Origin of the sequence: Actinocorallia sp. B10E7 (genome assembly GCF_039871655.1) — a bacterium.
Taxonomy (GTDB): Bacteria; Actinomycetota; Actinomycetes; order Streptosporangiales; family Streptosporangiaceae; genus Actinocorallia.
Genome location: NZ_JBDPLZ010000007.1, coordinates 77217 through 98946, shown reverse-complemented (window position 1 = coordinate 98946; position 21730 = coordinate 77217). Strand labels below are relative to the sequence as shown.

Here is a 21730-nt window from a genome sequence, read left to right as displayed (position 1 = left end):
GCGGAGGCGTCTGCGAGACTTCACCCAGGACCGTTGGAGGAGAGAGACATGGGTTTCCGCAAGGTGGGTGTGGTCGGGCTGGGCACCATGGGTGCCGGGATCGCCGAGGTACTGGCCCGAGGGGGCGTCGAGACCGTCGGCATCGAGATCAACGACGCGGCGCTGGAGCGGGGCCGGGACAACATCGAGTCCTCGACCGGGCGCGCGGTCAAGCGCGGCCGGCTCAGCGAGGAGGCGCAGGCGCAGATCCTCGGCCGGATCGTCTTCTCCACCGACTTCGCCGCGCTCTCCGACTGCGACCTGGTGATCGAGGCGGTGCCCGAGCGCATCGACCTCAAGGAGAAGGTCTTCGCGGAGCTGGACAAGGTCTGCGGCCCGGACGCGGTGCTGGCCACCAACACCTCGTCCCTCTCGGTCACCGAGATCGCGGCCGCGACCACCCGTCCGGACTCGATAGTCGGCGTGCACTTCTTCAACCCGGCCCCCGTGATGAAGCTGGTGGAGGTCATCAGCACCGAGCGGTCGCGGCCGGAGTTCGTCGCCGCCGTCACCGAGCTGGTGCGCGACCTGGGCAAGACCCCCGTCACCATCGGCGACCGCGCCGGGTTCGTCGCCAACCGGCTGCTCTTCGGCTACCTCGGCCCCGCCGCTCAGCTGCTGGAGTCCGGGGAGGCGGGCAAGGAGGACATCGACGCCTCCATGACGGCGATCGGACTGCCCATGGGTCCGCTCACCCTGATGGACCTCATCGGTCTCGACACCTGCCTGGAAGTGCTGGAGGCCATCCACCGCGACTCCGGCGAGGCCCGGCACGAGCCCGCGCCTCTGCTGCGCTCCCTGGTCGCCGAGGGCGCGCTCGGCCGCAAGACCGGCCGCGGCTTCTACACCTACGAGAAGGCCGGTTCCGGGAGTGTCGCCGGGAGCACGGAGGCCGTCGAGGGCAAGGCCTCCAGCGAGATCTCCGACCGGCTCTACGGCCCGTACCTGCAGGACGCCGCCGAGATGGTCCGGAGCGGCTACTGCGACGCCGACGCGGCCGACGCGGCGATGACCCTCGGCTGCGGCTTCCCCGTCGGGCCGATCACCGAACTGCGCAACCGAGGACAGTGGGCGCAATAGCCTAGAAAGCGTGTGTGCGCGTAAGAACAGGCGGGACGATCGTGCGGGCCGCGGCCTGGGAGGCCCCTGGTCCTACGGGATCCAGGAGACCCTGCGTGAGCCGGACGGCGAATGGCACGTCCGCACGATCCTCGCCTCAGCCGCGGTGAAGGCCTACCGTTGCCCCGGCTGCGACCAGGTGATCCCGCCGGGAGTGGCGCATCTGGTCGCCTGGCCCGCCGACCGCGGCGGGCCGGAGGACCGCAGGCACTGGCACCGGCCCTGCTGGCGGGCGCGGTCGCGGAGAGGACCCAGGAAGTGAGTACCGAGATCAGGGCGAGCACGGTGCTGCCCGCGCACCGCGAGGACATCACCCTGCACACCGCCGACGGGCTGGAACTGGTCGGCGAGCTGGCCCGGCCCGCGGACGGGGACCCGGTGGCCACCCTGGTCTGCCTGCATCCGCTGCCCACCCACGGCGGCATGATGGACAGCCACGTGCTGCGCAAGGCCGCCAACCGCCTCCCCGCACTGGCCGGCCTGGCGGTGCTGCGCTTCAACACCCGGGGCACCGCCTCCGAGCGCGGCACCTCGCAGGGCGCGTTCGACGGCGGAGAGGGCGAACGGTACGACGTGGCCGCGGCCCTGGAGTTCGCCGAGTACCACGACCTGCCGCGGCCCTGGCTGGTCGGCTGGTCCTTCGGCACCGAACTGGCCCTCCGGTGGGGGCTGGACCCGCTGGTGCGGGGGGCGATCCTGCTCTCGCCTCCGCTGCACCGGGCCACCGACCGGGACCTGGACGCCTGGGCCGCCGACGGCCGCCCGCTGGTGGCGCTGGTGCCGGAACTGGACGACTACCTGCGGCCCGCCGAGGCGGCCGCCCGCTTCGCCCGGGTCCCGCAGGCCGAGGTCATCGGGGTCCCCGGCGCCAAGCACCTGTGGGTGGGGGAGCCGTCCGTCCGGGTGGTGCTCAACGAGATCGTCAGGCATACGGCGCCGGACGCCTGGCCGCTGCCGACCGAATTCGCCTGAGGCGGTCCCGGGGACCGGGAAACGTCCGATCGCGGCCACGGACAGATGAGCGACCTTCCGTGCGGGTACTGAAACCCGAGTCGGATCGCGTTCAAGGTGACTGGGAGACCGCTCTGATGCAGTTGTACGCACGGGACGTCGGGCAAGGCACTCCGCTCGTACTGCTGCACGCGTTCCCGCTGTCGTCGGCCATGTGGCTGGCGCAGCGCGAACGCCTCGGGTCCCGCTTCCGCGTCATCACCCCCGACCTGCGCGGATTCGGCGGATCTGTGCTCGGAGACGCGGAACCGTCCGTCGAGGTGATGGCCGACGACGTCGCCGCGCTGCTGAAGTCCAAGAACATCGGCCGCGCCGTCATCGGCGGGGTCTCCATGGGAGGCTACGTGGCGATGGCCCTGTGCCGCCGCCACCCCGACCGGGTCCGCGGGCTCGTGCTCGCCGACACCAAGGCCACCGCCGACCCCGGCACCGCACGGGAGAACCGGCTGCGGATGGCCGAGCGGCTCCTCGCCGAGAACCGGGCGGACGTGCTGGTCGAAGAGGTGCTGCCCAAGCTGCTCGGGCCGACCACGATGCACAGCCGAGCCCTCGTCTACGGGCGGGTGCGCGGGCTGGTGCAGTCGGCTCCGCCCGGGGCCGCGGCCTGGGCGCAGCGGGCGATGGCGGCCCGGCCCGACTCGATGGACACGTTGCGCGGCGTCAAGGTGCCCGCGCTGGTCATCGTGGGCGCGGAGGACCGGCTGTCCACCGAGGACGACGCCCGCGCGATGACCGAGGCCCTGCCGAACGCCGAGCTGACCGTCATCCCGCGGGCCGGCCACCTCACCCCGGTCGAGCAGCCCGACCTGTTCGACCAGGCGGTCGCGGAGTTCGTCACGGCGGTGGCCCGCTCCACCCCCTGACGGGCGCCGGTTACCGGGCGTCCTGGCGGGGCAGCACCACCTCGCGGATGATGAGGGAGATGGCGGCCGCGGTCGGGATGGCCAGCAGTGCGCCGATGACCCCCATCAGGGCGCCGCCGATGAGCGCGGCGACGATCGTCACGGCGGGCTGCACGTCCACCGAGCGCTCCATGATGCGCGGGGAGATGAAATAGTTCTCCACCTGCTGGTAGAGGACGAAGAAGACGGCGCAGGCGATGCCCTCGGGCACCCCGGTGAGGAAGCCGACGATGGTCACCAGGACGCCGCCGATCGTCGCGCCGACCATGGGGATCAGGCCGGTCAGCGACACGATCAGCGCGAGCGCCGCGGCGTAGGGCACGCCGGTGATGGACAGGAAGATGTAGGCGCTGATCCCGGAGATGGCCGCGACGGTGAAGGCGCCGCCGACGTAGTTGCCGATCTGGTCGAGGATCTCGTCGCCCAGCAGCGCGACCCGGGCCCGGCGCGAACGCGGGGTGAACCGGTAGAAGAACATCTTGATCTGCGGCAGGCCCGCCAGGAAGTACAGCGTCAGGATCAGCACCGTGAAGGTGTTGAAGATGGCCGACAGCGTGCCCTTGCCGACGCTGAGCGCCCAGTCGGCGACGTTCTTCTGGAAGTCGGACTCGCTGAGTTTCTCCTGCGCCTTCTCCAGCAGCTTGTACTTGGCGTCCCACTCGGCGATCTTGCGGTTCTCCTGCAGCTGGGCGATGTAGACGGGGACCTGTTCGGCGAAGTGCGAGATCTCCGCGACGATGGGCGGAACCAGCGCCGAGCCGAAGGCGGTGAAGAGCAGCAGCACCGCGAGGAACACCACGCCGACGGACTTGCCGCGGGACAGCCCCACCCGCACCAGCCGCTCCACCGCGGGGTTCAGCCCCACCGCGAGGAACAGCGAGACCAGGATGAGCAGCAGCACGTGCTTGGCGCTCTGGAGCGCCTCGAGCAGCAGCAGGGCGACGATGACGCCGAGCGCGCCGGTGAAGCCGATGGAGAACGGGTGGAAGCGGCCCAGCGGGCGGCCGAGCAGGCCGAAGGGGAACTGGTCGCTGACCCCCGCCTCGAGTCGGCGCTGCTCCAGATCGGTGATGGGGTCGGGATGGTGCCCGGGGCCCGGGGCGCCGGCCGGGCCGGGTTCCCGGCCGGGTGGGGGTACGACCTCCACCTGCCCCTGCCCGGCGGCGGGCTCGACGGGCTCGGCGTCGGGCCGGGGGCTCTTGTCCTGCACTCGGTCTCTCCTCGCACGGTGTGTCCACAGCTGTAGACGAAAGAGAGCCTAAGGTCGTTCTGTGACCTCAGGCTCTCTTTCTACACCGTGCTGGTGCCGGCTACTACTCCTGCCACCAGTCGTCGTCGTCCGACTGCGCGGCCTTCTTCGAGGACGCTGCGGACGCTGCGGACGCTGAGGCGGGCTTGGCGGCCGGCTTGGGCTCGGGCGCGGCGACGGCCGGAGCGGGCTCGGGCGCGGCGACCGCCTCCGGGGCGCTCATGACCGGGGAGACCCCGCCGATGAGCTGGCGCAGCTGGTTGAGGTGGCTGGTGATGGAGTCCCGCTGGCGGGTGAGCTCGTCCACCTGGCGCTGCGCGGCGGTGCGGATGCGCTCGGCCTCGGCCTTGGTCTCGGCGAGCAGCTGCTCGGCCTGCGACTTGGCCTCGGCGATCACGTTGTCGGAGTTCTTGCGCGCGTTGGCCATCAGCTGCTTGGCGTGCTGGTCGGCCTCGCGACGGGTCTGCTCGGCCTGCTGGGTGGCCTTGGCGGCACGCTGCTCGGCGGAGGAGGCGCGCTGCTCGGCCTCGGCGACCAGCTTCTGGGTGGCGGCCTGGGCGGCGGCGTGGCGATCGGCGTCCTGGCGGTCGGCCTCCTCGCGGCGAGCGGCGAGCTGGATCTCGAACTCGGCCTCGGCCTGGGCGCGCTGGGCCTCGGACTCCTCCAGGATGCGCTGCGCCTGCGCGCGCATCTCGTCGGCCTGGCGCTTGGCGGTGGTGAGGATCTCGTCGCGCTCGCGCTTGGTGGAGGCGCGCAGCTGGGCGACCTCGCGCTCGGTGGTCGTGCGCAGCTTGGCGATCTCGCGCTCGGCGGTGGCCCGCTTCTCGGCGACCTCGTGGTCGGCGGTGGCGCGCAGCTTGGCGACCTCGCGCTCGGTGGTGGAGGTCAGCTCGTCGGCCTCGCGGCGGGCGGCGGTGCGCACCTCCTCGGCCTCGCGCTCGGCCGTGTTGCGCATGTCGTCGCCTTCGCGCTGGGCGGTGGCGCGCAGTTCGGCGGCGTCGTTCTCGGCGGTGGCGCGCAGTTCGGCGGCGTCGACCTTGGCCGCGGCCTTGATCTCGTTGGCCTCGGAGCGGGCGGCGCCGACGAGTTCGGTGGCCTGCTCCTCCGCCAGTCGCAGCAGCTGCTCGATGCGGGCGCCGAGACCGGAGTAGGTCGGGCGCTCCTGCTCCTGCAGCTGGCGGTGGGCGTCCTTCAGCTCCCGCTGGAGGGCCTCGGACTTCTCGTGCTGCTGGCGCACCTTGTTGTCGAGCGACTTGATGTGCTCGTCGACCTGGTGCCGGTCATAGCCCCTGAGCACCACGTCGAATTCTTTGGACTCAGAAGACTTGGGGTCTTCGAAGAAGTTGCTGAGCTGGGCGTCGATGTCGGACTGCATGGAGGCTCAATCCTGGTGTGACGAGTGCGGCCGGGGTTCTGGTGTGTTCTCACAGACCGGTTGATCGCCTGGCTGCTGGCCCAGGACCTTCTTCCGGCGAGAGCAGCGTACTCCGGCTGCTGCCGTGTTGGGGGCTCATCTGAACGCACTGCGTGGATTGTCCTGTTTGTTACGTTCTTCAGAGCCCCCGCATGGTGTGCTTCAAGGCTTCCCTACGGCCGAGTAAATCAGACAAATAGGGATAAACATCAACGGAAAACCCGCTGCGTGACCATGTGGTTTCGATCACGTCACGAAACAGGCACTCCTGGATGACTCAGGCTTCGGGGGCCTTCTGTACCAGTTCGGTGAGCACGCCGTGACAGTCCTTGGGGTGCAGGAAGGTGATACGCGAGCCCATCGAGCCGCGGCGGGGGGCGTCGTACAGGACCCGGACGCCCTTGGCGGCGATCCCGTCGGCCTCCTCCTGGACGTCCGAGCCGTCCGTGCCGAAGGCGATGTGGTGCACGCCCTCGCCGTTCTTCTCCAGCCACTTGGCCACCGTCGAGTCCGGCCGGGTCGGGGTGATGAGCTGGATGTAGGACGCGGCGCCGTCGCCGGTGGAGTTGATCTTGAGCATGCACTCGCGCACGCCCTGCTCCTCGTTCACCTCGAAGTGGGCGTCGGTGAACCCGTAGGTCTTCTTGTAGAACTCGACGGTCGCGTCGAGGTCGTGGCAGGCGATGCCGATGTGGTCGATACGGCTCAGCATGGGTCAGCCCCCTCCAGAAAGGTCCGATGCACTCCATGGGTATCGTGGCAAACGCCAGAATCGATGTCCCGGGAGGCCCCCTCTTATGTCGTCTGTGATCGTCGCCGGTGCCCGCACGCCCATCGGGCGGCTGCAGGGCTCCCTCAAGGACTTCAGCGCCACCGACCTGGGCGGTCTGGCCATCAAGGGGGCGCTGGAGCGGGCCGGCGTCTCCGGCTCCGACGTCCAGTACGTGATCATGGGCCAGGTGCTGCAGGCCGGAGCGGGCCAGATCCCCTCCAGGCAGGCCGCCGTCAAGGCCGGCATCCCCATGAACGTGCCCTCCATCACGATCAACAAGGTCTGCCTGTCGGGCATCGACGCGATCGCGCTGGCCGACCAGCTCATCCGCGCCGGCGAGTTCGACATCGTGGTGGCCGGCGGCATGGAGTCGATGACCAACGCCCCGCACCTGCTGCCCAAGTCGCGCGCGGGCTACAAGTACGGCTCCATCGAGGTGCTCGACCACATGGCCTACGACGGCCTGACCGACGCCTTCGAGCACTGCGCGATGGGCGAGTCGACCGAGCGCTTCAACGGGAAGCTGGGCATCACCCGCGAGGCGCAGGACGAGTTCTCCGCCCGGTCCCACCAGCGCGCCGCCGCCGCGATCAAGAACGGCCTGCTGGCCGAGGAGATCGTCCCGGTGGAGATCCCCTCCCGCAAGGGCGACCCGGTGGTCTTCAAGGACGACGAGGGCGTGCGCCCCGACACCACCGCGGAGTCGCTGGCCAGGCTGCGGCCCGCCTTCGACAAGGGCGGCACGATCACCGCGGGCTCGTCCTCGCAGATCTCCGACGGCGCCTGCGCGGTCGTGGTGATGTCCAAGGCCAAGGCCGAGGAGCTGGGCCTGACCTGGCTGGCCGAGATCGTCTCCCACGGCAACGTGGCGGGTCCCGACAACTCGCTGCACTCCCAGCCGTCCAACGCGATCGCCCACGCCCTGGGCAAGGCCGGGCTGGCCGCGTCCGACCTCGACCTGGTCGAGATCAACGAGGCGTTCGCCGCGGTCGGCCTGCAGTCCATGGCCGACCTCGGCCTCTCGCCCGACATCGTCAACGTCAACGGCGGCGGCATCGCCCTGGGCCACCCGATCGGCATGTCCGGCGCCCGGATCGTGCTGACCCTCGCCCACGAGCTCAAGCGCCGCGGCGGCGGCACCGGCGCGGCCGCCCTGTGCGGCGGCGGCGGACAGGGCGACGCCCTGGTCATCAAGGTCTGACCGGCGCGGGCCGGGGACGCGCCTCACGCGTCCCCGGCGTCCGCTCACTGCGCCGCGGGGGCCTGGACGACCGTCACCTTCTGGAAGCCCAGCGCCTTCAGCAGGTTCTCCAGCATCAGCTTCGTGTTGGCGTCCGCGCGCTGCCGCAGCCCGCTCTCGCCCGCGGCCTCCTGGATCTTCTGCGACGCCAGCTGGTACATCTTCTGCTGGTCGTTGGGGTTGCCGGAGAAGAAGTCTCCGAGCCGGTCGAAGATGCCCCGCTGGGTGGCGAACACCCGGGACTCCTCGGTGTCCAGCGCCGTCTCCTCCAGTTGGGCCGGCGGCAGCGTGATGGTCGCCTCGGTGCGGTCGGGGTCGATCTTCACCGCGCCGTCGGCGAGCTTGGAGAAGTCCACGTACGCGTCCACGGTGCCGACCCCGACGAACAGCGTCCGCTCGCCCCGGATCGCGGCGGGCAGGAACTTCGCGTCCTTCTCCAGGTCCACCACCACCTGGAACTGCCCCGTCGCCGCCTCGTACCGCGACAGGTCCCGGATCGACTGCAGGACCACCGGGCCCGACCGGTCCTTCGTCCGCTCCCCGAACGGGTTCGTCCATCCGGGCAGCCAGCTCATGCTCTGCGCCACCGCGTACAGCACGGCCAACGTCATGATGACCACGCCGGTCTTCACGAACAGCGCAGTTTTCGAGGGCTTCATGCCGAACGTATTCCCTCGGACTATCCGCACCATTCCGTCGGGTTGGACACCTTTGGGTGACGATGGCACTAGAAGAAGTACGACGAGGCGAGGGTGCAGGACTGGAAGTCGGGATAGCGGAAGGCGAACCAGGCGCGGCGCTGCCGCTCCGTCCAGCGGGAGAAGGGCGTGTCGGGGCGGCGGGGGACGGGGTCGTCCCGGAGCCAGGCGCTGACCTGGGCCTGCAGTCCGGTGGGGGCGGAGGGGCAGCGGGTGAGGGCGGACTCGATCTCGTGGACGGCGCGGCGCTCGTACCCGGGAGAGAGGTCCGGGAGATGGAAGCCGACGGTCCCGCCGTCGAAGGAGGCCGGTTCGCGGCCGGAGCGCTGCTCGATCCGGACGATGGCGTCGGGAGTGCCCGACAGGCGGGCGGCCAGCGGCGCGAAGGCGGCGCTGAGCGCGGGCAGGGCCTCGGCCAGCGAGGGATGGACGCACACGCTCACCGGCCAGTGGCGGCAGGCGTACTCCACCTCCTCCGCCTCGGAGGGGCGGCTGACCGCACCGTCCGCGGAGTGGATGCGGGCCGTGCAGAAGGCGGTCACGGTCAGGGAGAGGACCACTCCGGCGAGCAGGACGCCGCGCCGGGTGATCCAGGCCAGGTAGCCCAGCACGAGGGCCGCGGCCAACCCCGCGGCCCAGCACAGCTGCGCGGCCAGCACACCCGCGCGCAGGACGTCGAAGAGGTCGATCGGGCCGGTCCGGGAGGGCGGCAACAGCACCGTCCAGGACTCCTCCGGCCGGAGGACGACCCAGCCGGCGGCCGCGGCCGTCGTCAGGACCACGGCCAGCGGATGGGACCAGGACAGGCCCGCCAGGTAGCCGGCCACCGTGAACAGGGCGAGGCCCCCGACTCCGGCGAGGACGCCCAGCAGGTGCACGTCGTGGAAACCGCCGTCGGCCAGGACGGGGGCCGCCACCACCAGCGCGCCCGCCAGGTAGCCCGACTGCGCCACCGCGCTCAGCAGCGTCAGGTCGTGCAGGGGCGCGGTGGCGGGGGACCGGGCGGTGAGCGCCCGCAGGTAGTCCAGGCGGCGGCCGCTCATGCCGGTCCAGGCGGCCAGGCCCGCCGCGATCGGGCCGCTCCAGCGCACCGACGCCTCCGCCGCGCCCACCACGCTGTCCCAGTCGCGGAACCCCTGCGGCAGTTCGCGCCAGCCCGCCACCGCGCCGAGCAGCGCCAGCAGCGGCACGGCGGTCAGCAGCGAGCCCCGCCGGGCGTCCACCCGCACCACGCGGGCCACCCGCGCGATCCGTGCGGGCCGTACGGCCCGTGCCAGATCAGGCATCGCTCACCTCCAAGTCGCCACGCGTCCGCTCCGCCGCCCGCCGGTCATGCCCCGCTCCGCGGGGAGGTGGTCAGGGCCCGGGCACCGCCGCCCGGCGGATCATGCGTTGCGGCCGTCGGACGAGATGCCAGTGGCCGTGGTGCGGCTCCGGTTCGGGGCGCTCCCGCGCCGCGGGCGCGGACACCTCCTCCACCGGGACGAGCCGGCCCCGCTCCAGCAGATGGACGCGCTCGCACCAGGGACTCAGCCATCCGGGCTCGGGGGCGGTGACGACGACGGTGGGGGCGAGGGCGCTCAGCAGCGGGACGAGGTCGGCGCGCGCGGCATCGCCCAGGAGGTCGAGCGGCTCCTCCAGGAAGGCGATCAGCGGCCGGTGCACGCAGGCCGCGGCCAGCCCGGCGCGCACCCGCAGGTCCGGCGGCAGGTCGCCGAACGGCCAGGCGGCGACGTCGGACAGTTCCAGCGAGGTCAGGACGTCCCGGACGGATGAGGGCGGGCGGCGCTGGTAGTAGGCGGCGTAGGAGACCAGGTCGTGCACCGTGAACCCGGCGGCCCAGCGGGTCCGGGCGGGCAGGAAGCCGATCCGGGTGCGCAGTCGGCGCAGGGCCGAGCGGGCCCGGGCGTCGAGGCCGAGCACCTCGAGCCGGCCGGTGTGCGGGCGGCGCAGCGTGGCGAGCGTGGCGAGCAGGTCGGACCGGTCGGACGGGTCCGGGCCGGCGATGCCGACCATCCCCTCCGGTAGGCCGAAGGAGGACGGGCGCAGCACCCATCGTCCGCCGCGCCGGACCCCCAGCCCCCTCGCCACGATCGCGGAAGTCTCCACGATCACTCTGTAAATCCCCCTAAATCATCGCGATGCGGCGCGTCCCCCGCGGGCTCGTTCCAGCGCACGCCAACCCCCCGCGCAGCCTGCCCTTTTGCCCGCGCATCACGCATCGACAGCGGAACTATAGCGACGCTTGGCCATCGCTGTCAGCGTTCTTTTGGTCACTCTCGGCGATGTCGCGCCGGGCGCCGGAGCCGCCTCGGACGGGGAGGGGTAAAGCGGACGGCGGAGGAGGCGCGCGGGGCGGGGGCGTACGAGGGGCCCCGCGGATACGGCAGGATGGGTCGTATGCAGAAGCGTGATTTCTCCCTGCACGGCGCCGTCGACCTCGCCGCTCGCGCGGCGGCAGCCAAGAAGCAGCAGGAGCGCGCCGCGCAGGCCGGGGCGGGCGGGCAGGGCGGGCAGTACTCCTTCGAGGCGACCGACGCGACGTTCAGCGCCGAGGTGGTGGAGCGCTCCCTTCGGACGCCGGTGATGGTCGCGTTCGTGGTGGAGAACGAGCCGTCCTGCGACGCGCTCGTGGCGGACCTGGAGAAGCTGGTCGCCGAGGGCGGCGGCTCCTGGTACCTGGCCAGGATCGACATCGAGATCAACCAGCAGCTGCAGGGCTACCTCCAGCAGATGCGGGTGCAGCGGCTGCCGTTCGTGGGCGTGGTCGTCCAGGGCCAGATGATGCCGTTCCTCAACAGCGTCCCGCCGGAGGCGGAGCTGCGGGCGGCGACGGGCGAGCTGTTCGCCGCGCTCAAGGAGCAGGGCCTGATGGGCGACGTGCCCCAGGGCGCCGAGGCTCCGCAGGAGGAGGTCGACCCGGCGCACGCCGCGGCGGAGGACGCGCTGGCACGCGGTGACTTCGAGGCCGCGGCCGAGGCGTTCCGCGGCGTCCTGGCGGCCGACCCGAGGGACGAGGTGGCCAAACGCAGGCTGGCGCTCACCGAGCTGACCCTGCGGGTCAAGGACTACGACCAGGCGCAGGTGGAGGCCGATCCGCTGAAGGCCGCGGACGTCCGGCTGCTGCAGGGCGACCCGGAGGGCGCGTTCGAGCTGCTGCTGTCGGTGGTGCGCTCCAGCGCGGGCGAGGAGCGGAACGCCGCCAGGGTGCACCTGCTGAGCCTGTTCGAGACGCTGCCGGGCGACGACCAGCGGGTGGCCAAGGCGCGGAGGGCCCTGCAGGCCGCTCTGTTCTGAGTCGGCGCCGTTCTGAGTCGGCGCGGTTCTGAACGGGCTCTGCTCTGAGCCGTTCGGAAATTTCGGCGTTTCTTTCGCGGCCGCGGCCCGCGGCCGCGGCGTTCGGGCGTATCCTCAAAAGCACCCCCTGCGTGTCAGAAGACATGTCAGGGCGCTCGTCTTTCTCGAGTTGAGGAGCTTCCCCGTGGCCACCGCGCCCAGCGTGTCGTATTCGATCACCGTCCGCCTGGAGGTCCCCGCGGGCGGCAGGGCCGTCAGCGGGATCACCCACCACGTGGAGCACGCGGGCGGCGTGGTGACCGCGCTCGACGTGAACACGGCGGCCGCGGACACGCTGCGCATCGACGTCACCATCGCCACCCGGGACACCGAGCACGCGGAGGCGATCGTCGGGGTGCTGGAGGCGATCGACGGGGTGAAGGTGCACAAGGTCTCCGACCGCACCTTCCTCATGCACATCGGCGGCAAGATCGAGATGAAGTCCAAGGTGCCGCTGCGCAACCGCGAGGAACTCTCGATGGCCTACACCCCGGGTGTGGCCCGGGTCTCGCTGGCGATCGCCCGCAACAAGGAGGACGCCCGCCGGCTGACGATCAAGCGCAACAGCGTCGCGGTGGTCACCGACGGCTCGGCCGTGCTGGGCCTGGGCAACATCGGCCCGGAGGCCGCCATGCCGGTCATGGAGGGCAAGGCCGCGCTGTTCAAGCGCTTCGCCGGGATCGACGCCTGGCCGATCTGCCTGGACACCCAGGACACCGACGAGATCGTGCGCATCGTCCAGTGCATCGCCCCGGGCTTCGGCGGCATCAACCTGGAGGACATCTCCGCGCCGCGCTGCTTCGAGATCGAGGCCAGGCTGCGGGAGCTGCTGGACATCCCGGTCTTCCACGACGACCAGCACGGCACCGCGATCTGCGTGCTGGCGGCGCTCACCAACGCGCTGAGGGTCGTCCGCAAGGACCTGGGCGAGGTCCGGATCACGATGGCGGGAGCGGGCGCGGCGGGCAGCGCCATCCTCAGGCTGCTGCTGCACGCCGGAGCGAAGAACGTGATCGTCTGCGACATGCACGGCGCCGTCCACTCCGGCCGCGACGGCATGGACGAGTCGCTGCGCTGGATCGCCGAGCACACCAACGCCGAGGGCTACGACGGCGACCTCAAGGGCGCGGTCAAGGGCGCGGACGTCTTCGTCGGCGTCTCGGCGCCCGGCATCCTCACCGGCGACGACGTCGCGGGCATGGCCCCGGACGCGATCGTGTTCGCGCTGGCCAACCCCGAGCCGGAGGTCAGCCCGGACGACGCGCGGGAGCACGCCGCCGTGGTCGCCACCGGCCGCAGCGACTACCCGAACCAGATCAACAACGTGCTGGCCTTCCCCGGGGTCTTCCGCGGGCTGCTGGACGCCCAGGCCGACGCGATCAACCTGGACATGCTGGTGGCCGCCGCCCAGGCGCTGGCCGGGGTGGTCACCGACGCCGAGCTGGGCCCCAACTACATCGTCCCCAGCGTCTTCCACCCCGACGTCACCACCGCCGTCGCGGCGGCCGTGCGGGAGGCGGCGGGCGGCCGGAAGACCTACGACGACGAGTGACGGGCCGTCAGGCGGCGGGAGTCGCGGGTGTGGGGGAGACCCGGCCGAGGGGCGACCTGCGGGCGAGCTTCGCCGCCGCGTCGGAGGTCGGGGTCCTGCGGTAGGCCTGCCAGCTGCGCTGGATCCGGGACGCCTGGCCGGGGGTGAACTCGCTCATGCAGTCGTCCCAGGAGTAGTTCATGAAGTTGTGCACCGGGTCGAGGCCGGCGGCCGTGCAGGTGTCCTTGCCCTTGGGGCAGCCCTCAGTGGGGGTGGCCTCGTCGGGGGTGTCGTCGACGCCGTCTCCGGGTGAGCTGCAGCCGTTCTCGAAGGTGTGGAACAGGCCGAGCCAGTGGCCGACCTCGTGGACCGCGGTGTAGCCGAGGCTGAAGCGCGGGAACGGGCCGCCCGGCAGGCTGCGGTGGTCGATGATCACGCCGTCCAGGATGGGCGCGCCCTTGTGCGCCTCCGGGAAGGTGGAGTGCCCGAGCACTTCCGTGCCGACGGCGGCGCTGTAGAGGTTCAGGGTCTCCGGGCCGCCCTTGCGCAGCAGGATCTTGTAGTCGCGCTCGTGCTTGTGGGGCCGCTTGAACCAGGTGTCGTTCCCCAGCGTGTCGATGGACAGGAGCCGGAATCGCACCCCGGTGTCGGAGCCGCCCTTCCTGCCGCCGTAGGCGTCGTTGAGCGTGGCGATCTGGCGGTTGATGCGGTCCAGGCCGGGATGTCCCCTGCCGGAGGCGTCGGTGATCACGTGGAAGGCCACCGGGACGGTGAAGGCGGCGGGTCCCCGGCCCGGGACGCGCCGGTCCAGCGCGGCGATGCTCTTGGAGACGAAGAACGGGTCCTCCGCCGGGCTGTCGCCCCCGAACCGGATGTGCCGGGCGGTGCTCGTGGGAGCGCAGCCGGTCTCGGGAGCACGGGCCCGGGAGGCGGTGGTGGCGAAGGCCGACACCGTCGTGACCGTGAGCATGACCGCAACGCCTCGCCGCATCCGTCCCCCGACCTGCCGTGCGCTGAAGCTGAATCCGCAGGCAGGCTACATGATCACGAATGCGGCGGGGCGGAGTGAAACGCTTATTCCTCGGGACCGCCGGGGGTCAGGCCCTCATAGATCTCCTTGCATTCCGGGCAGACCGGGAACTTCTTCGGGTCCCGGTTGGGCACCCAGACCTTGCCGCACAGCGCGATCACCGGGGTTCCGGTCAGCGCGCTTTCGGTGATCTTGGCCTTCTTCACGTAGTGCGCGAAGCGCTCGTGGTCGCCGTCGCCGTGGGACAGGTCGGGGCGGACATCGGTGTCCGGCTTGATCATCGTTCCCGTGCCGCCCTGGCCGGGGTCGTAGGTCGGATCGCTCATCCGCTCAGTTTAGTGACGGATCCTCGGGATAGGTCGCGACGAAGGCCAGGTCGCCGCCCTGCCTGCGCAGAACCGACTGCCAGAGCCCCTCGGGCGCCCCGGCGAAGACGTCCTCCGGTTCGGCGGTGAGCACATACCAGCTGCCCTGCTCGATCTCTGACCGGAGCTGGCCAGGCCCCCATCCCGCGTACCCGGCGAAGACCCGGAAGCCGTCGATGCCGCCGGCCAGCAGCGCCGGAGGCCCGTCCAGGTCGACCAGCCCGATGCGGGCCACCGCCGGGACGCCGTCCAGGGCCCGCCAGCCGAGCGGCTCGTCCGTGCCGGGCAGGCGGGCCAGCGCCAGCGCGCTGTCCAGCCCCACCGGACCGCCCTGGAACACCACGTCGGGACCGCTGGCGAGCTCGGCCCAGGGCGCGAGGATCTGCCCCACCGCGACCTCGGTGGGCCGGTTCAGCACCACGCCCAGGGTGCCCTCCTCGGGCCCGTGGTCGACCACGAGGACCACGCTGCGCCGGAAGTTGGGATCCTCCAGGATCGGCGTGGCCACCAAGAGACGGCCGGGCCGGATGTCGTCCTCCTGTTCCTGCATGGCCTCCATCATCGCCTGTCCTGAGGGGCCTCGACACGCCGTCGGTGAAGGGGAGACGGCATTGCGCCCACCGAACCGGGGCGTAACCGTCACAATGGAGGGTAAAGAAACGATCAAGCGATGCTCTCGGGAGGCGCGGGGATGCAGCCGGTCAGGGTGATCATTGCAGCGATCTTCTTCGTGATCGGGGCGTTGATCGTCATTCCCGCCTTCACGGGCGGGAACAGCACTTCGGACGCCTCCTCCACGACGGAGCCCTCGGCGACCCCGACGGGGACCGCCGAGCCCTCCTCGCCGGCGGCCACCGAGAAGCCGAAGCCGACGGCCACGAAGACGACTCCGGCCCCCGCGAAGACGACGCCGACTCCCGTGAAGACGACGCCGACCCCTAAGCCCACCGCGACGGCGAGCACGCCGCCCCCGGCCCCGACGACCTCCGCGCCCGCCGTGCCCCCGTTGACCGTCTCCTTCGGGAAGATCGACTGCCCGAGCGACAAGGTGACGGTGAAGGTCACCAACGACACCGGGGCGAGCCAGGGGTACGCCATCACCCGGAACGGCTCGATCGTGCTGGCCGACCGGCTCGGGCCGAACGCCTCGCGGTCGTCCTCGGTGAAGCTCGCCGAGGACGAGAAGGTCGTCGTGCGGGTCACCCGGGACGGCAGGCCGCAGGCCACCCGCACCTACCGGCTCAACTGCCTCAAGGCCGGGGCGGGCGACACCGAGAAGCCCGGCGAGCGGCCGGGCGCCGACGAGCGCCTGCCGCACACCGGGGCCGACGAGGCCGTGATGGCGGCCAGGATCGCCACCGGCGTCGCCTCGATGATCACCGGAGTGATCATCCTGTGGTGGGGCGGGCTGTGGCCGCGCCGCCGGGAGAACATGTTCGGGCGGGCCGATCGGGGGTAGTCCACCGAGTGTGATCAAGTGATCACGCTTCGGGAGGGGGATCGGTGTTCGGGGAGCTGCTGGCCGCCGTCCTGCCCGTCGAGCTGGACGTCACGTTCAGCGAGGTGAGCTGCCCCTCCCGGATCGTGGCGGTCGTCATCGCCAACACCGGGACCGCCGACGAGCGGTACGCCCTGCGCGTCGACGGCGAGGTCCGGCGCACCGAGCTCGTACCGGCGGGCACCACCGTGATCAGCCGGGTCCGCCTGGTCGAGGACCGGCCCGCCACCCTCGCCGTCCACACCGCGGGGGAGTCCGTGGGCTCAGCCCGCCGCACCGCGGACTGCGCCTCCGCGTCCCCGCCGCCCGCCAAGGGCGGCACCCCCGCGCCCGAAGGCGGCGTCTCGGAGCGGAGGCGGAGCACGTCACCCTCGCCTTCCGCGTCCGCGGGGACGACTCCGTCCGTTCCCGGGGGAGGCGTCCCGGTTCCCCCGGCGGGAGCCCCGGACGTCGAGGCGACGTCCAAGGCCGCCGAGGAGAGGCCGAAGCACAAGAAGAAGCGCGAGAAGAAGGCCGATAAGAGAAAGAAGAGAGGGAACGTCCTGGCCGGAGCCACGCGGAAGGGCATGCGGGAACGAAGACTTCCGATGACCGGGATGTCCCCGGCGCTGGCGTTCACGGCGGCGGCCACGGCGGCCACGGGAGGGATCCTGACCTGGTACGGCCTGCTGTGGCCGCGGCGCAGGCACCCCGCGTTCCCCTCCCGGGAACGTTCACGATCGTGACGGCGCCCACCGCGTCCTGGGCGTGCACTGTCGGCGGGCATGGGTAGCCTTTCAGGATCGTGAGTACCTTTGCCGCCCCCGACATGCCCCCCGCCTACCCCGAGCGGGCCGCCTGGGGAACCGCCGGATCGCTGCGCGCCTGGCAGCAGCAGGCACTGGAGCTCTACTTCCAGGAGCCGCGGCGGGACTTCCTGACGGTCGCCACGCCCGGCGCGGGCAAGACGACCTTCGCGCTGCGACTGGCCCGCGAACTGCTCGACCGCAGGGCGGTCCAGGGCATCACCGTGGTCTGCCCGACCGAGCACCTCAAACGCCAGTGGGCCGAGTCGGCCGCCCGAGTCGGGATCAAGATAGATCCGGAGTTCACCAACGCGCAGGGCAAGACCGCCAAGGACTTCCACGGCGTCGCGGTCACCTACGCCACCGTCGCCGCGCGGCCCGCGCTGCACCGCAACCGCACCGAGGCGCGCAAGACGCTCATCATCATGGACGAGGTCCACCACGCCGGTGACGGCCTGTCCTGGGGCGACGCGGTGCGCGAGGCGTTCGAGCCGGCCACGCGCAGGCTCTGCCTGTCGGGCACGCCGTTCCGCACCGACATCAACCCGATCCCCTTCGTCGACTACGAGGAAGGCCCCGACGGCATCCGCCGCAGCCGCGCCGACTACATCTACGGATACGGGCCGGCGCTGGCCGACGGCGTCGTCCGCCCGGTCATGTTCATGGCGTACGCGGGGGAGATGCGCTGGCGCACCCGTGCGGGCGACGAGCTGACCGCCACGCTCGGCCAGCCGCTCACCCAGGACCAGACGTCCCAGGCGTGGCGGGCCGCGCTCGACCCCAAGGGCGACTGGATCCGCCAGGTCATCCATGCCGCCGACAAGCGCCTCACCGAGATCCGCAAGGCGATGCCGGACGCCGGGGCGATGGTCATCGCCACCGACCACGAGGCGGCGCGCGCCTACGCCAAGATGATCCGCGGCATCACCGGCCAGGGCGCCACCATCGTCCTGTCCGACGACCCGGGCGCCAGCAAGAAGATCAAGCAGTTCGCCGAGTCGGAGGACCGCTGGCTGTGCGCGGTCCGCATGGTCTCCGAAGGCGTCGACATCCCGCGCCTGGCCGTCGGCGTCTACGCCACCTCCACGGCCACGCCGCTGTTCTTCGCTCAGGCCATCGGGCGTTTCGTGCGCGCCCGCAAGCGCGGCGAGACGGCCTCGGTCTTCCTGCCCAGCGTCCCCACCCTCATGGGCCACGCGGCCGAGCTGGAACGCGAACGCGACCACGTCCTGGACCGCAAGCAGCGAGAGCAGGACGGCCTGGACGACGAGGCGCTGGAGCAGGCGAACCGCAAGAACGACGGCGCCGACCTGTCGGAGGAGATCCCCTTCGAGACGATGGAGGCCAGCGCCACCTTCGACCGGGTGCTGTTCGACGGCGGCGAGTTCGGGCTGCAGGCCGAGATCGGCTCAGCCGAGGAGGAGGACTTCCTGGGCATCCCCGGTCTGCTGGAGCCCGAGCAGGTGGCCCAGCTGCTGCGCCAGCGCCAGGCCAGCCAGCTGGCGGCCCAGCGCAGACGCGTGGCCGGCGAAGAGCAGAAGAAGTCCACCACCGCCGCCGAGGACCTGCACGCACTGCGCACCGAGCTCAACAGCCTCGTCGGCGCCTGGAGCCACCGGACCGGCAAACCCCACGGCGTCGTCCACACCGAACTGCGCCAGGCCTGCGGCGGTCCCGCCGTCCCGCAGGCCACCGCCGAGGAGGTCAAGCGCCGCATCGACAAGATCCGCGAGTGGGCGACGAGACGGACCTGAGACTTCCCCGAGGCCCCGGCCTCCGCGCGAGTCCCCGTGCGGGGTCTCCTCGCGGGGGCGCGGGGTCAGGCGGGGAGGAGGGGTTCGCCTTCGAGGGCGACTCCGGCGGCGCGCAGTTCCTCCAGGGCGCGTTCGACGGTGGGGGAGGCGACGCCCGCGGTGAGGCCGAGCAGGACGGTGGTGCGCAGGCCGGCCTCCGCGGCGTGCAGGGCGGTGGCGCGGACGCAGTGGTCGGTGGCGATGCCGACGACGTCGACCTCGGTGACGCCGCGGGACTTCAGCCACTCCTCCAGCGGGACGCCGTCGTCGGTGGCGCCCTCGAAGCCGCTGTAGGCGGCGGTCTCCCTGCCCTTGCTGAACACGGCCTCGATCGGGCCGAGCGCCAGCGCCGGGTGGAAGTCGGCGCCGGCGGTGCCGATGACGCAGTGCGGGGGCCAGGAGTCGACGTAGTCGGGTTCCTCGGCGAAGTGGTCGCCGGGATCGAGGTGGCAGTCCCGGGTGGCCACCACGTGGTCGTACTCGCCCCGGTGCGCCGCCACGTGCTCGGAGACGGCGGACGCGACTCGCGTGCCTCCCTCGACCGGGAGGGAGCCTCCCTCGCAGAAGTCGTTCTGCACGTCCACGATGATCAAAGCACGGCTCATGCCTGGCTCCTGTTCGCTCGTTTCGCCGCGGTCGCGGCCGCTCGTCTCTGCCGGATGTCGGAGGCCTCTCGTGAGGCCGCTGCGGGTGTTCGTCCCGGCCTCAGCGCTCCTCGGAGAGGGTGGGGAGAGCCGGATCGCCCTTGGTGAGGTGGAGGGCGGCCGGGGGGAGTTCGGCGAGGGCCCGGACGTGGCGGGCGCGGGCCGTCTCCAAGGGTTCGCGGCCGATGACGCGGCCGGAGGCGACCAGGGGGACCTGGAGGGGGCGGTCCTCGGTGCCGGGTTCGGGAGCGGGGGGAGCCGCGGAGACGAGCTCGGCCTGCGCCACGCCGTCCTGGAAACGGCGGTGGGCGTGTTTGCGGCCGCCCGCACCGGATTTGCCGGGGGAGGCCTTGGCGACCGGGAGGAGGGCGCCTGAGGAGTCCTCCCGCGCCACCAGCTTGTAGACGAGGGAGGCGGTGGGGGCGCCGGAACCGGTGACCAGAGAGGTGCCCACGCCGTAGCCGTCGCAGGGCGCGGCGGCCAGGGCGGCGATGGCGTACTCGTCGAGGTCTCCGGTGACGACGACGCGGGTGCCGCGGGCGCCGAGGCCGTCGAGCTGCTCGCGCACCTCCTCGGCGACGACGCGCAGGTCGCCGCTGTCGATGCGCACGGCGCCCAGCCGGGGTCCCGCCAGCTCGACGGCGGTGCGAACGGCCGCCGCCACGTCGTAGGTGTCGACGAGGAGGGTCGTGTCCTGGCCGGCGGAGGCGAGCTGGGACCGGAAGGCCTGCCGCTCGTCGTCGTGCAGGAGCGTGAAGGCGTGCGCGGAGGTCCCGGCGGTGGGCACGCCGTGGACGCGCCCGGCCTCCAGGTTCGAGGTCGAGGCGAAGCCGCAGAGGTAGGCGACACGCGCGGCGGCCACCGCCGCGTTCTCGTGGGTGCGGCGCGACCCCATCTCGATCAGGGGACGGCCGGCGGAGGCCTGGACCATGCGGGAGGCCGCGGCCGCCACCGCGCAGTCGTGGTTGAAGATCGACAACACCAGGGTCTCCAGCAGCACCGTCTCGGCGAACGGGCCCTCCACCCGGAGAATGGGCGAGCCCGGGAAATAGCAGTCGCCCTCGGCGTAACCCCAGATGTCGCCGCTGAAACGGAAGTCGCGCAACCAGGCGGCGGTGTCGTCATCGACGACGCCGCGGGAGGTGAGGAACCCCAGCTCGGAGTCGCCGAACCGGAACCGTTCCAGTGCGTCCAGGAACCTGCCCGTGCCGGCCGTCACCCCGTACCGGCGGCCTTGGGGCAGGCGCCGGGCGAACACCTCGAAGACCGAGTGCCGCGCCGCGGTGCCGTCGCGCAGGGCGGCCTGGAGCATGGTGAGTTCATAATGATCAGTGAGCAGCGCGGTGCTCGCGCCCGGTCTTGCGGCGGTGTCCATCTCTTGCGGGTCCACTCTCCGCAGACTACGGGTAGGGATGCTTCCGGCCGCGCCCGGTAGGTTCGAGAACGAGGGAGGGAGAATCCGATGACCAGCGCGCCCGCCACCGTCAGGAGGCCCGATGCGGAGGAGGAGATCCGTCCTGATCTGCCGTGGCTGACCATCGTCTGGAACGACCCCATCAATCTGATGTCGTACGTCACCTACGTCTTCCAGACCGTGTTCGGGTTCGCCAGGGAGAAGGCCGAGAAACTGATGCTGGATGTGCACCACAAGGGCAGGGCCGTCGTCGACTCCGGTACCAGGGAGGAGATGGAACGCAATGTCGAGGTGCTCCACTCCTACGGGCTGTGGGCGACAGTGAAGCGGGACGACTAGATGGGCAGCGGTTTCAGGAGGGGCTCCACGGGCGTGCGGATGTCGCTGGACCGGGTGGAGAAGGCGGTGCTGGCCAACCTCATCGGCCAGCTGCGGCAGCTGCTGGGCGAGCTGCCCAAGGGCGATCCCGGGCTGGCGGAGCTGGGCATCTCCGAGAGCACCGAGGCGCCCGGCGACCCGGTGCTGGCCAGGCTGTTCCCCGACGGCTACCGCGAGGACGGGGCCGCTTCCGGGGAGTTCCGCCGCTACACCGAGGCGTCCCTGCGCGAGGGCAAGGAGCGCGACTCCGAGCTCGCCCTGCGGACCCTCGGCGAGGGGTCCGACGTGCGGCTGGACGCCGAGCAGGCGCAGGCCTGGCTGCGGGTGCTCAACGATCTGCGGCTGGCCCTGGGCACCCGGCTGGAGCTGTCGGAGGACGATCACGACAGGTTCCGCGATCTGGACGAGGACGACCCGGAGTACACCATGATCGTCACCTACGACTGGCTGACCCAGCTCCAGGACGGTCTGGTCCACTGCCTGTGGGGCGAGTGAGACGGGCGTCGCCCGGC

At 71.6% G+C, this 21730-nt stretch carries 24 protein-coding genes; 12 read left to right on the top strand and 12 right to left on the bottom strand.

Annotation, left to right across the window (positions count from 1 at the left end):
• Positions 1–48 precede the first annotated feature (48 nt).
• The 4 genes from ABGB12_RS24275 (at position 49) to ABGB12_RS24260 (ending at position 3032) form a co-directional block, all read left to right on the top strand.
• Positions 49–1119: a 3-hydroxyacyl-CoA dehydrogenase family protein gene (locus ABGB12_RS24275; RefSeq protein WP_347681696.1), complete on the top strand. Its 1071-nt coding sequence runs from the start codon at positions 49–51 to the stop codon at positions 1117–1119.
• Between the two features lie 79 nt (positions 1120–1198).
• A complete protein-coding gene (locus ABGB12_RS24270) occupies positions 1199–1420 on the top strand; it encodes a hypothetical protein (RefSeq protein ID WP_347681961.1) in 222 nt (73 codons plus the stop codon).
• A complete protein-coding gene (locus tag ABGB12_RS24265; protein WP_347681695.1) occupies positions 1417–2130 on the top strand; it encodes an alpha/beta fold hydrolase in 714 nt (237 codons plus the stop codon). Before ABGB12_RS24270 ends, ABGB12_RS24265 begins: the two co-directional genes overlap by 4 nt.
• Before the next feature lie 116 nt (positions 2131–2246).
• Positions 2247–3032 (top strand): alpha/beta hydrolase, encoded by a 786-nt coding sequence (locus ABGB12_RS24260; protein ID WP_347681693.1) that lies wholly within the window; start codon positions 2247–2249, stop codon positions 3030–3032.
• A gap of 10 nt (positions 3033–3042) precedes the next feature.
• Here ABGB12_RS24260 and ABGB12_RS24255 read toward each other — a convergent pair whose 3' ends face one another.
• The 3 genes from ABGB12_RS24255 to mce form a co-directional block, all read right to left on the bottom strand.
• Positions 3043–4281 (bottom strand): AI-2E family transporter, encoded by a 1239-nt coding sequence (locus tag ABGB12_RS24255; protein WP_347681691.1) that lies wholly within the window; start codon positions 4279–4281, stop codon positions 3043–3045.
• A 103-nt stretch (positions 4282–4384) separates the two neighbouring features.
• A complete protein-coding gene (locus ABGB12_RS24250) occupies positions 4385–5695 on the bottom strand; it encodes a DivIVA domain-containing protein (RefSeq protein ID WP_347681689.1) in 1311 nt (436 codons plus the stop codon).
• Positions 5696–6011: 316 nt separating this feature from the next.
• The gene (gene mce / locus ABGB12_RS24245; protein WP_347681687.1) at positions 6012–6446 is read right to left on the bottom strand and encodes a methylmalonyl-CoA epimerase; all 435 of its coding nucleotides are present in this window, start codon (positions 6444–6446) and stop codon (positions 6012–6014) included.
• Between the two features lie 85 nt (positions 6447–6531).
• Here mce and ABGB12_RS24240 point away from each other — a divergent pair, with 85 nt between their 5' ends.
• Complete coding sequence (locus tag ABGB12_RS24240) at positions 6532–7707, top strand: acetyl-CoA C-acetyltransferase (protein ID WP_347681685.1); 1176 nt, start codon at positions 6532–6534, stop codon at positions 7705–7707.
• Positions 7708–7751: 44 nt separating this feature from the next.
• Here ABGB12_RS24240 and ABGB12_RS24235 read toward each other — a convergent pair whose 3' ends face one another.
• The 3 genes from ABGB12_RS24235 to ABGB12_RS24225 form a co-directional block, all read right to left on the bottom strand.
• Positions 7752–8405 (bottom strand): DUF4230 domain-containing protein, encoded by a 654-nt coding sequence (locus ABGB12_RS24235; protein WP_347681684.1) that lies wholly within the window; start codon positions 8403–8405, stop codon positions 7752–7754.
• A 68-nt stretch (positions 8406–8473) separates the two neighbouring features.
• The gene (locus ABGB12_RS24230) at positions 8474–9730 is read right to left on the bottom strand and encodes a hypothetical protein (RefSeq protein ID WP_347681682.1); all 1257 of its coding nucleotides are present in this window, start codon (positions 9728–9730) and stop codon (positions 8474–8476) included.
• Positions 9731–9800: 70 nt separating this feature from the next.
• Positions 9801–10553 carry an ATP-binding cassette domain-containing protein gene (locus tag ABGB12_RS24225; protein ID WP_347681680.1) on the bottom strand — a complete coding sequence of 251 codons (753 nt, stop codon included), beginning with the start codon at positions 10551–10553 and terminating at the stop codon, positions 9801–9803.
• A 291-nt stretch (positions 10554–10844) separates the two neighbouring features.
• On the opposite strand from ABGB12_RS24225, the gene ABGB12_RS24220 reads away from it, so the two are divergent.
• Both ABGB12_RS24220 and ABGB12_RS24215 read left to right on the top strand, forming a co-directional pair.
• Positions 10845–11741 carry a tetratricopeptide repeat protein gene (locus tag ABGB12_RS24220; RefSeq protein WP_347681678.1) on the top strand — a complete coding sequence of 299 codons (897 nt, stop codon included), beginning with the start codon at positions 10845–10847 and terminating at the stop codon, positions 11739–11741.
• 184 nt (positions 11742–11925) lie between these two features.
• Positions 11926–13332: an NAD-dependent malic enzyme gene (locus tag ABGB12_RS24215; RefSeq protein ID WP_347681676.1), complete on the top strand. Its 1407-nt coding sequence runs from the start codon at positions 11926–11928 to the stop codon at positions 13330–13332.
• Positions 13333–13339: 7 nt separating this feature from the next.
• Here ABGB12_RS24215 and ABGB12_RS24210 read toward each other — a convergent pair whose 3' ends face one another.
• The 4 genes from ABGB12_RS24210 to ABGB12_RS24195 form a co-directional block, all read right to left on the bottom strand.
• Positions 13340–14281 (bottom strand): zinc metalloprotease, encoded by a 942-nt coding sequence (locus ABGB12_RS24210; protein ID WP_347681674.1) that lies wholly within the window; start codon positions 14279–14281, stop codon positions 13340–13342.
• Between the two features lie 104 nt (positions 14282–14385).
• On the bottom strand, positions 14386–14667 hold the full coding sequence (locus ABGB12_RS24205) for a DUF3039 domain-containing protein (protein WP_347681672.1): 282 nt from the start codon (positions 14665–14667) through the stop codon (positions 14386–14388).
• A 4-nt stretch (positions 14668–14671) separates the two neighbouring features.
• A complete protein-coding gene (locus tag ABGB12_RS24200) occupies positions 14672–15256 on the bottom strand; it encodes a YqgE/AlgH family protein (RefSeq protein ID WP_347681670.1) in 585 nt (194 codons plus the stop codon).
• Between the two features lie 113 nt (positions 15257–15369).
• On the bottom strand, positions 15370–15771 hold the full coding sequence (locus ABGB12_RS24195) for a hypothetical protein (RefSeq protein ID WP_347681669.1): 402 nt from the start codon (positions 15769–15771) through the stop codon (positions 15370–15372).
• Here ABGB12_RS24195 and ABGB12_RS24190 point away from each other — a divergent pair.
• The 3 genes from ABGB12_RS24190 to ABGB12_RS24180 all read left to right on the top strand — a co-directional run bounded on the left by ABGB12_RS24190 (position 15761) and on the right by ABGB12_RS24180 (position 18743).
• Entirely contained in the window at positions 15761–16165 is a 405-nt protein-coding gene (locus ABGB12_RS24190; protein WP_347681667.1) for a hypothetical protein, read from the top strand. The two genes, ABGB12_RS24195 and ABGB12_RS24190, sit on opposite strands and share 11 nt — an antisense overlap.
• A gap of 44 nt (positions 16166–16209) precedes the next feature.
• Complete coding sequence (locus ABGB12_RS24185) at positions 16210–16929, top strand: hypothetical protein (protein WP_347681665.1); 720 nt, start codon at positions 16210–16212, stop codon at positions 16927–16929.
• Positions 16930–17012: 83 nt separating this feature from the next.
• Entirely contained in the window at positions 17013–18743 is a 1731-nt protein-coding gene (locus ABGB12_RS24180; RefSeq protein WP_347681960.1) for a DEAD/DEAH box helicase, read from the top strand.
• A gap of 65 nt (positions 18744–18808) precedes the next feature.
• On the opposite strand, the gene ABGB12_RS24175 is transcribed toward ABGB12_RS24180, so the two are convergent.
• Both ABGB12_RS24175 and ABGB12_RS24170 read right to left on the bottom strand, forming a co-directional pair.
• Positions 18809–19387, bottom strand: a complete 579-nt coding sequence (locus tag ABGB12_RS24175) for an isochorismatase family protein (RefSeq protein ID WP_347681663.1) — start codon at positions 19385–19387, stop codon at positions 18809–18811.
• A 100-nt stretch (positions 19388–19487) separates the two neighbouring features.
• Positions 19488–20801, bottom strand: a complete 1314-nt coding sequence (locus tag ABGB12_RS24170) for a nicotinate phosphoribosyltransferase (RefSeq protein WP_347681959.1) — start codon at positions 20799–20801, stop codon at positions 19488–19490.
• 87 nt (positions 20802–20888) lie between these two features.
• On the opposite strand from ABGB12_RS24170, the gene clpS reads away from it, so the two are divergent.
• Together clpS and ABGB12_RS24160 are read left to right on the top strand one after the other, a co-directional pair.
• Positions 20889–21179 carry an ATP-dependent Clp protease adapter ClpS gene (clpS, locus tag ABGB12_RS24165; protein WP_347681661.1) on the top strand — a complete coding sequence of 97 codons (291 nt, stop codon included), beginning with the start codon at positions 20889–20891 and terminating at the stop codon, positions 21177–21179.
• Positions 21180–21713, top strand: coding sequence for a DUF2017 domain-containing protein (locus tag ABGB12_RS24160; protein WP_347681659.1), 534 nt, complete (start codon positions 21180–21182; stop codon positions 21711–21713). It abuts the gene before it with no gap.
• Positions 21714–21730: the final 17 nt, after the last annotated feature.

Excerpts from the sequence above, each read along its gene's own strand:
- ABGB12_RS24275 (WP_347681696.1), top strand. The coding sequence starts at position 49 with ATGGGTTTCCGCAAGGTGGGTGTGGTCGGGCTGGGCACCATGGGTGCC.
- ABGB12_RS24260 (WP_347681693.1), top strand. The coding sequence starts at position 2,247 with ATGCAGTTGTACGCACGGGACGTCGGGCAAGGCACTCCGCTCGTACTG.
- ABGB12_RS24250 (WP_347681689.1), bottom strand. The coding sequence starts at position 5,695 with ATGCAGTCCGACATCGACGCCCAGCTCAGCAACTTCTTCGAAGACCCC.
- mce (WP_347681687.1), bottom strand. The coding sequence starts at position 6,446 with ATGCTGAGCCGTATCGACCACATCGGCATCGCCTGCCACGACCTCGAC.
- ABGB12_RS24240 (WP_347681685.1), top strand. The coding sequence starts at position 6,532 with ATGTCGTCTGTGATCGTCGCCGGTGCCCGCACGCCCATCGGGCGGCTG.
- ABGB12_RS24235 (WP_347681684.1), bottom strand. The coding sequence starts at position 8,405 with ATGAAGCCCTCGAAAACTGCGCTGTTCGTGAAGACCGGCGTGGTCATC.
- ABGB12_RS24230 (WP_347681682.1), bottom strand. The coding sequence starts at position 9,730 with ATGCCTGATCTGGCACGGGCCGTACGGCCCGCACGGATCGCGCGGGTG.
- ABGB12_RS24220 (WP_347681678.1), top strand. The coding sequence starts at position 10,845 with ATGCAGAAGCGTGATTTCTCCCTGCACGGCGCCGTCGACCTCGCCGCT.
- ABGB12_RS24210 (WP_347681674.1), bottom strand. The coding sequence starts at position 14,281 with ATGCTCACGGTCACGACGGTGTCGGCCTTCGCCACCACCGCCTCCCGG.
- ABGB12_RS24205 (WP_347681672.1), bottom strand. The coding sequence starts at position 14,667 with ATGAGCGATCCGACCTACGACCCCGGCCAGGGCGGCACGGGAACGATG.
- ABGB12_RS24200 (WP_347681670.1), bottom strand. The coding sequence starts at position 15,256 with ATGCAGGAACAGGAGGACGACATCCGGCCCGGCCGTCTCTTGGTGGCC.
- ABGB12_RS24180 (WP_347681960.1), top strand. The coding sequence starts at position 17,013 with ATGCCCCCCGCCTACCCCGAGCGGGCCGCCTGGGGAACCGCCGGATCG.
- ABGB12_RS24175 (WP_347681663.1), bottom strand. The coding sequence starts at position 19,387 with ATGAGCCGTGCTTTGATCATCGTGGACGTGCAGAACGACTTCTGCGAG.
- ABGB12_RS24170 (WP_347681959.1), bottom strand. The coding sequence starts at position 20,801 with ATGGACACCGCCGCAAGACCGGGCGCGAGCACCGCGCTGCTCACTGAT.
- clpS (WP_347681661.1), top strand. The coding sequence starts at position 20,889 with ATGACCAGCGCGCCCGCCACCGTCAGGAGGCCCGATGCGGAGGAGGAG.
- ABGB12_RS24160 (WP_347681659.1), top strand. The coding sequence starts at position 21,180 with ATGGGCAGCGGTTTCAGGAGGGGCTCCACGGGCGTGCGGATGTCGCTG.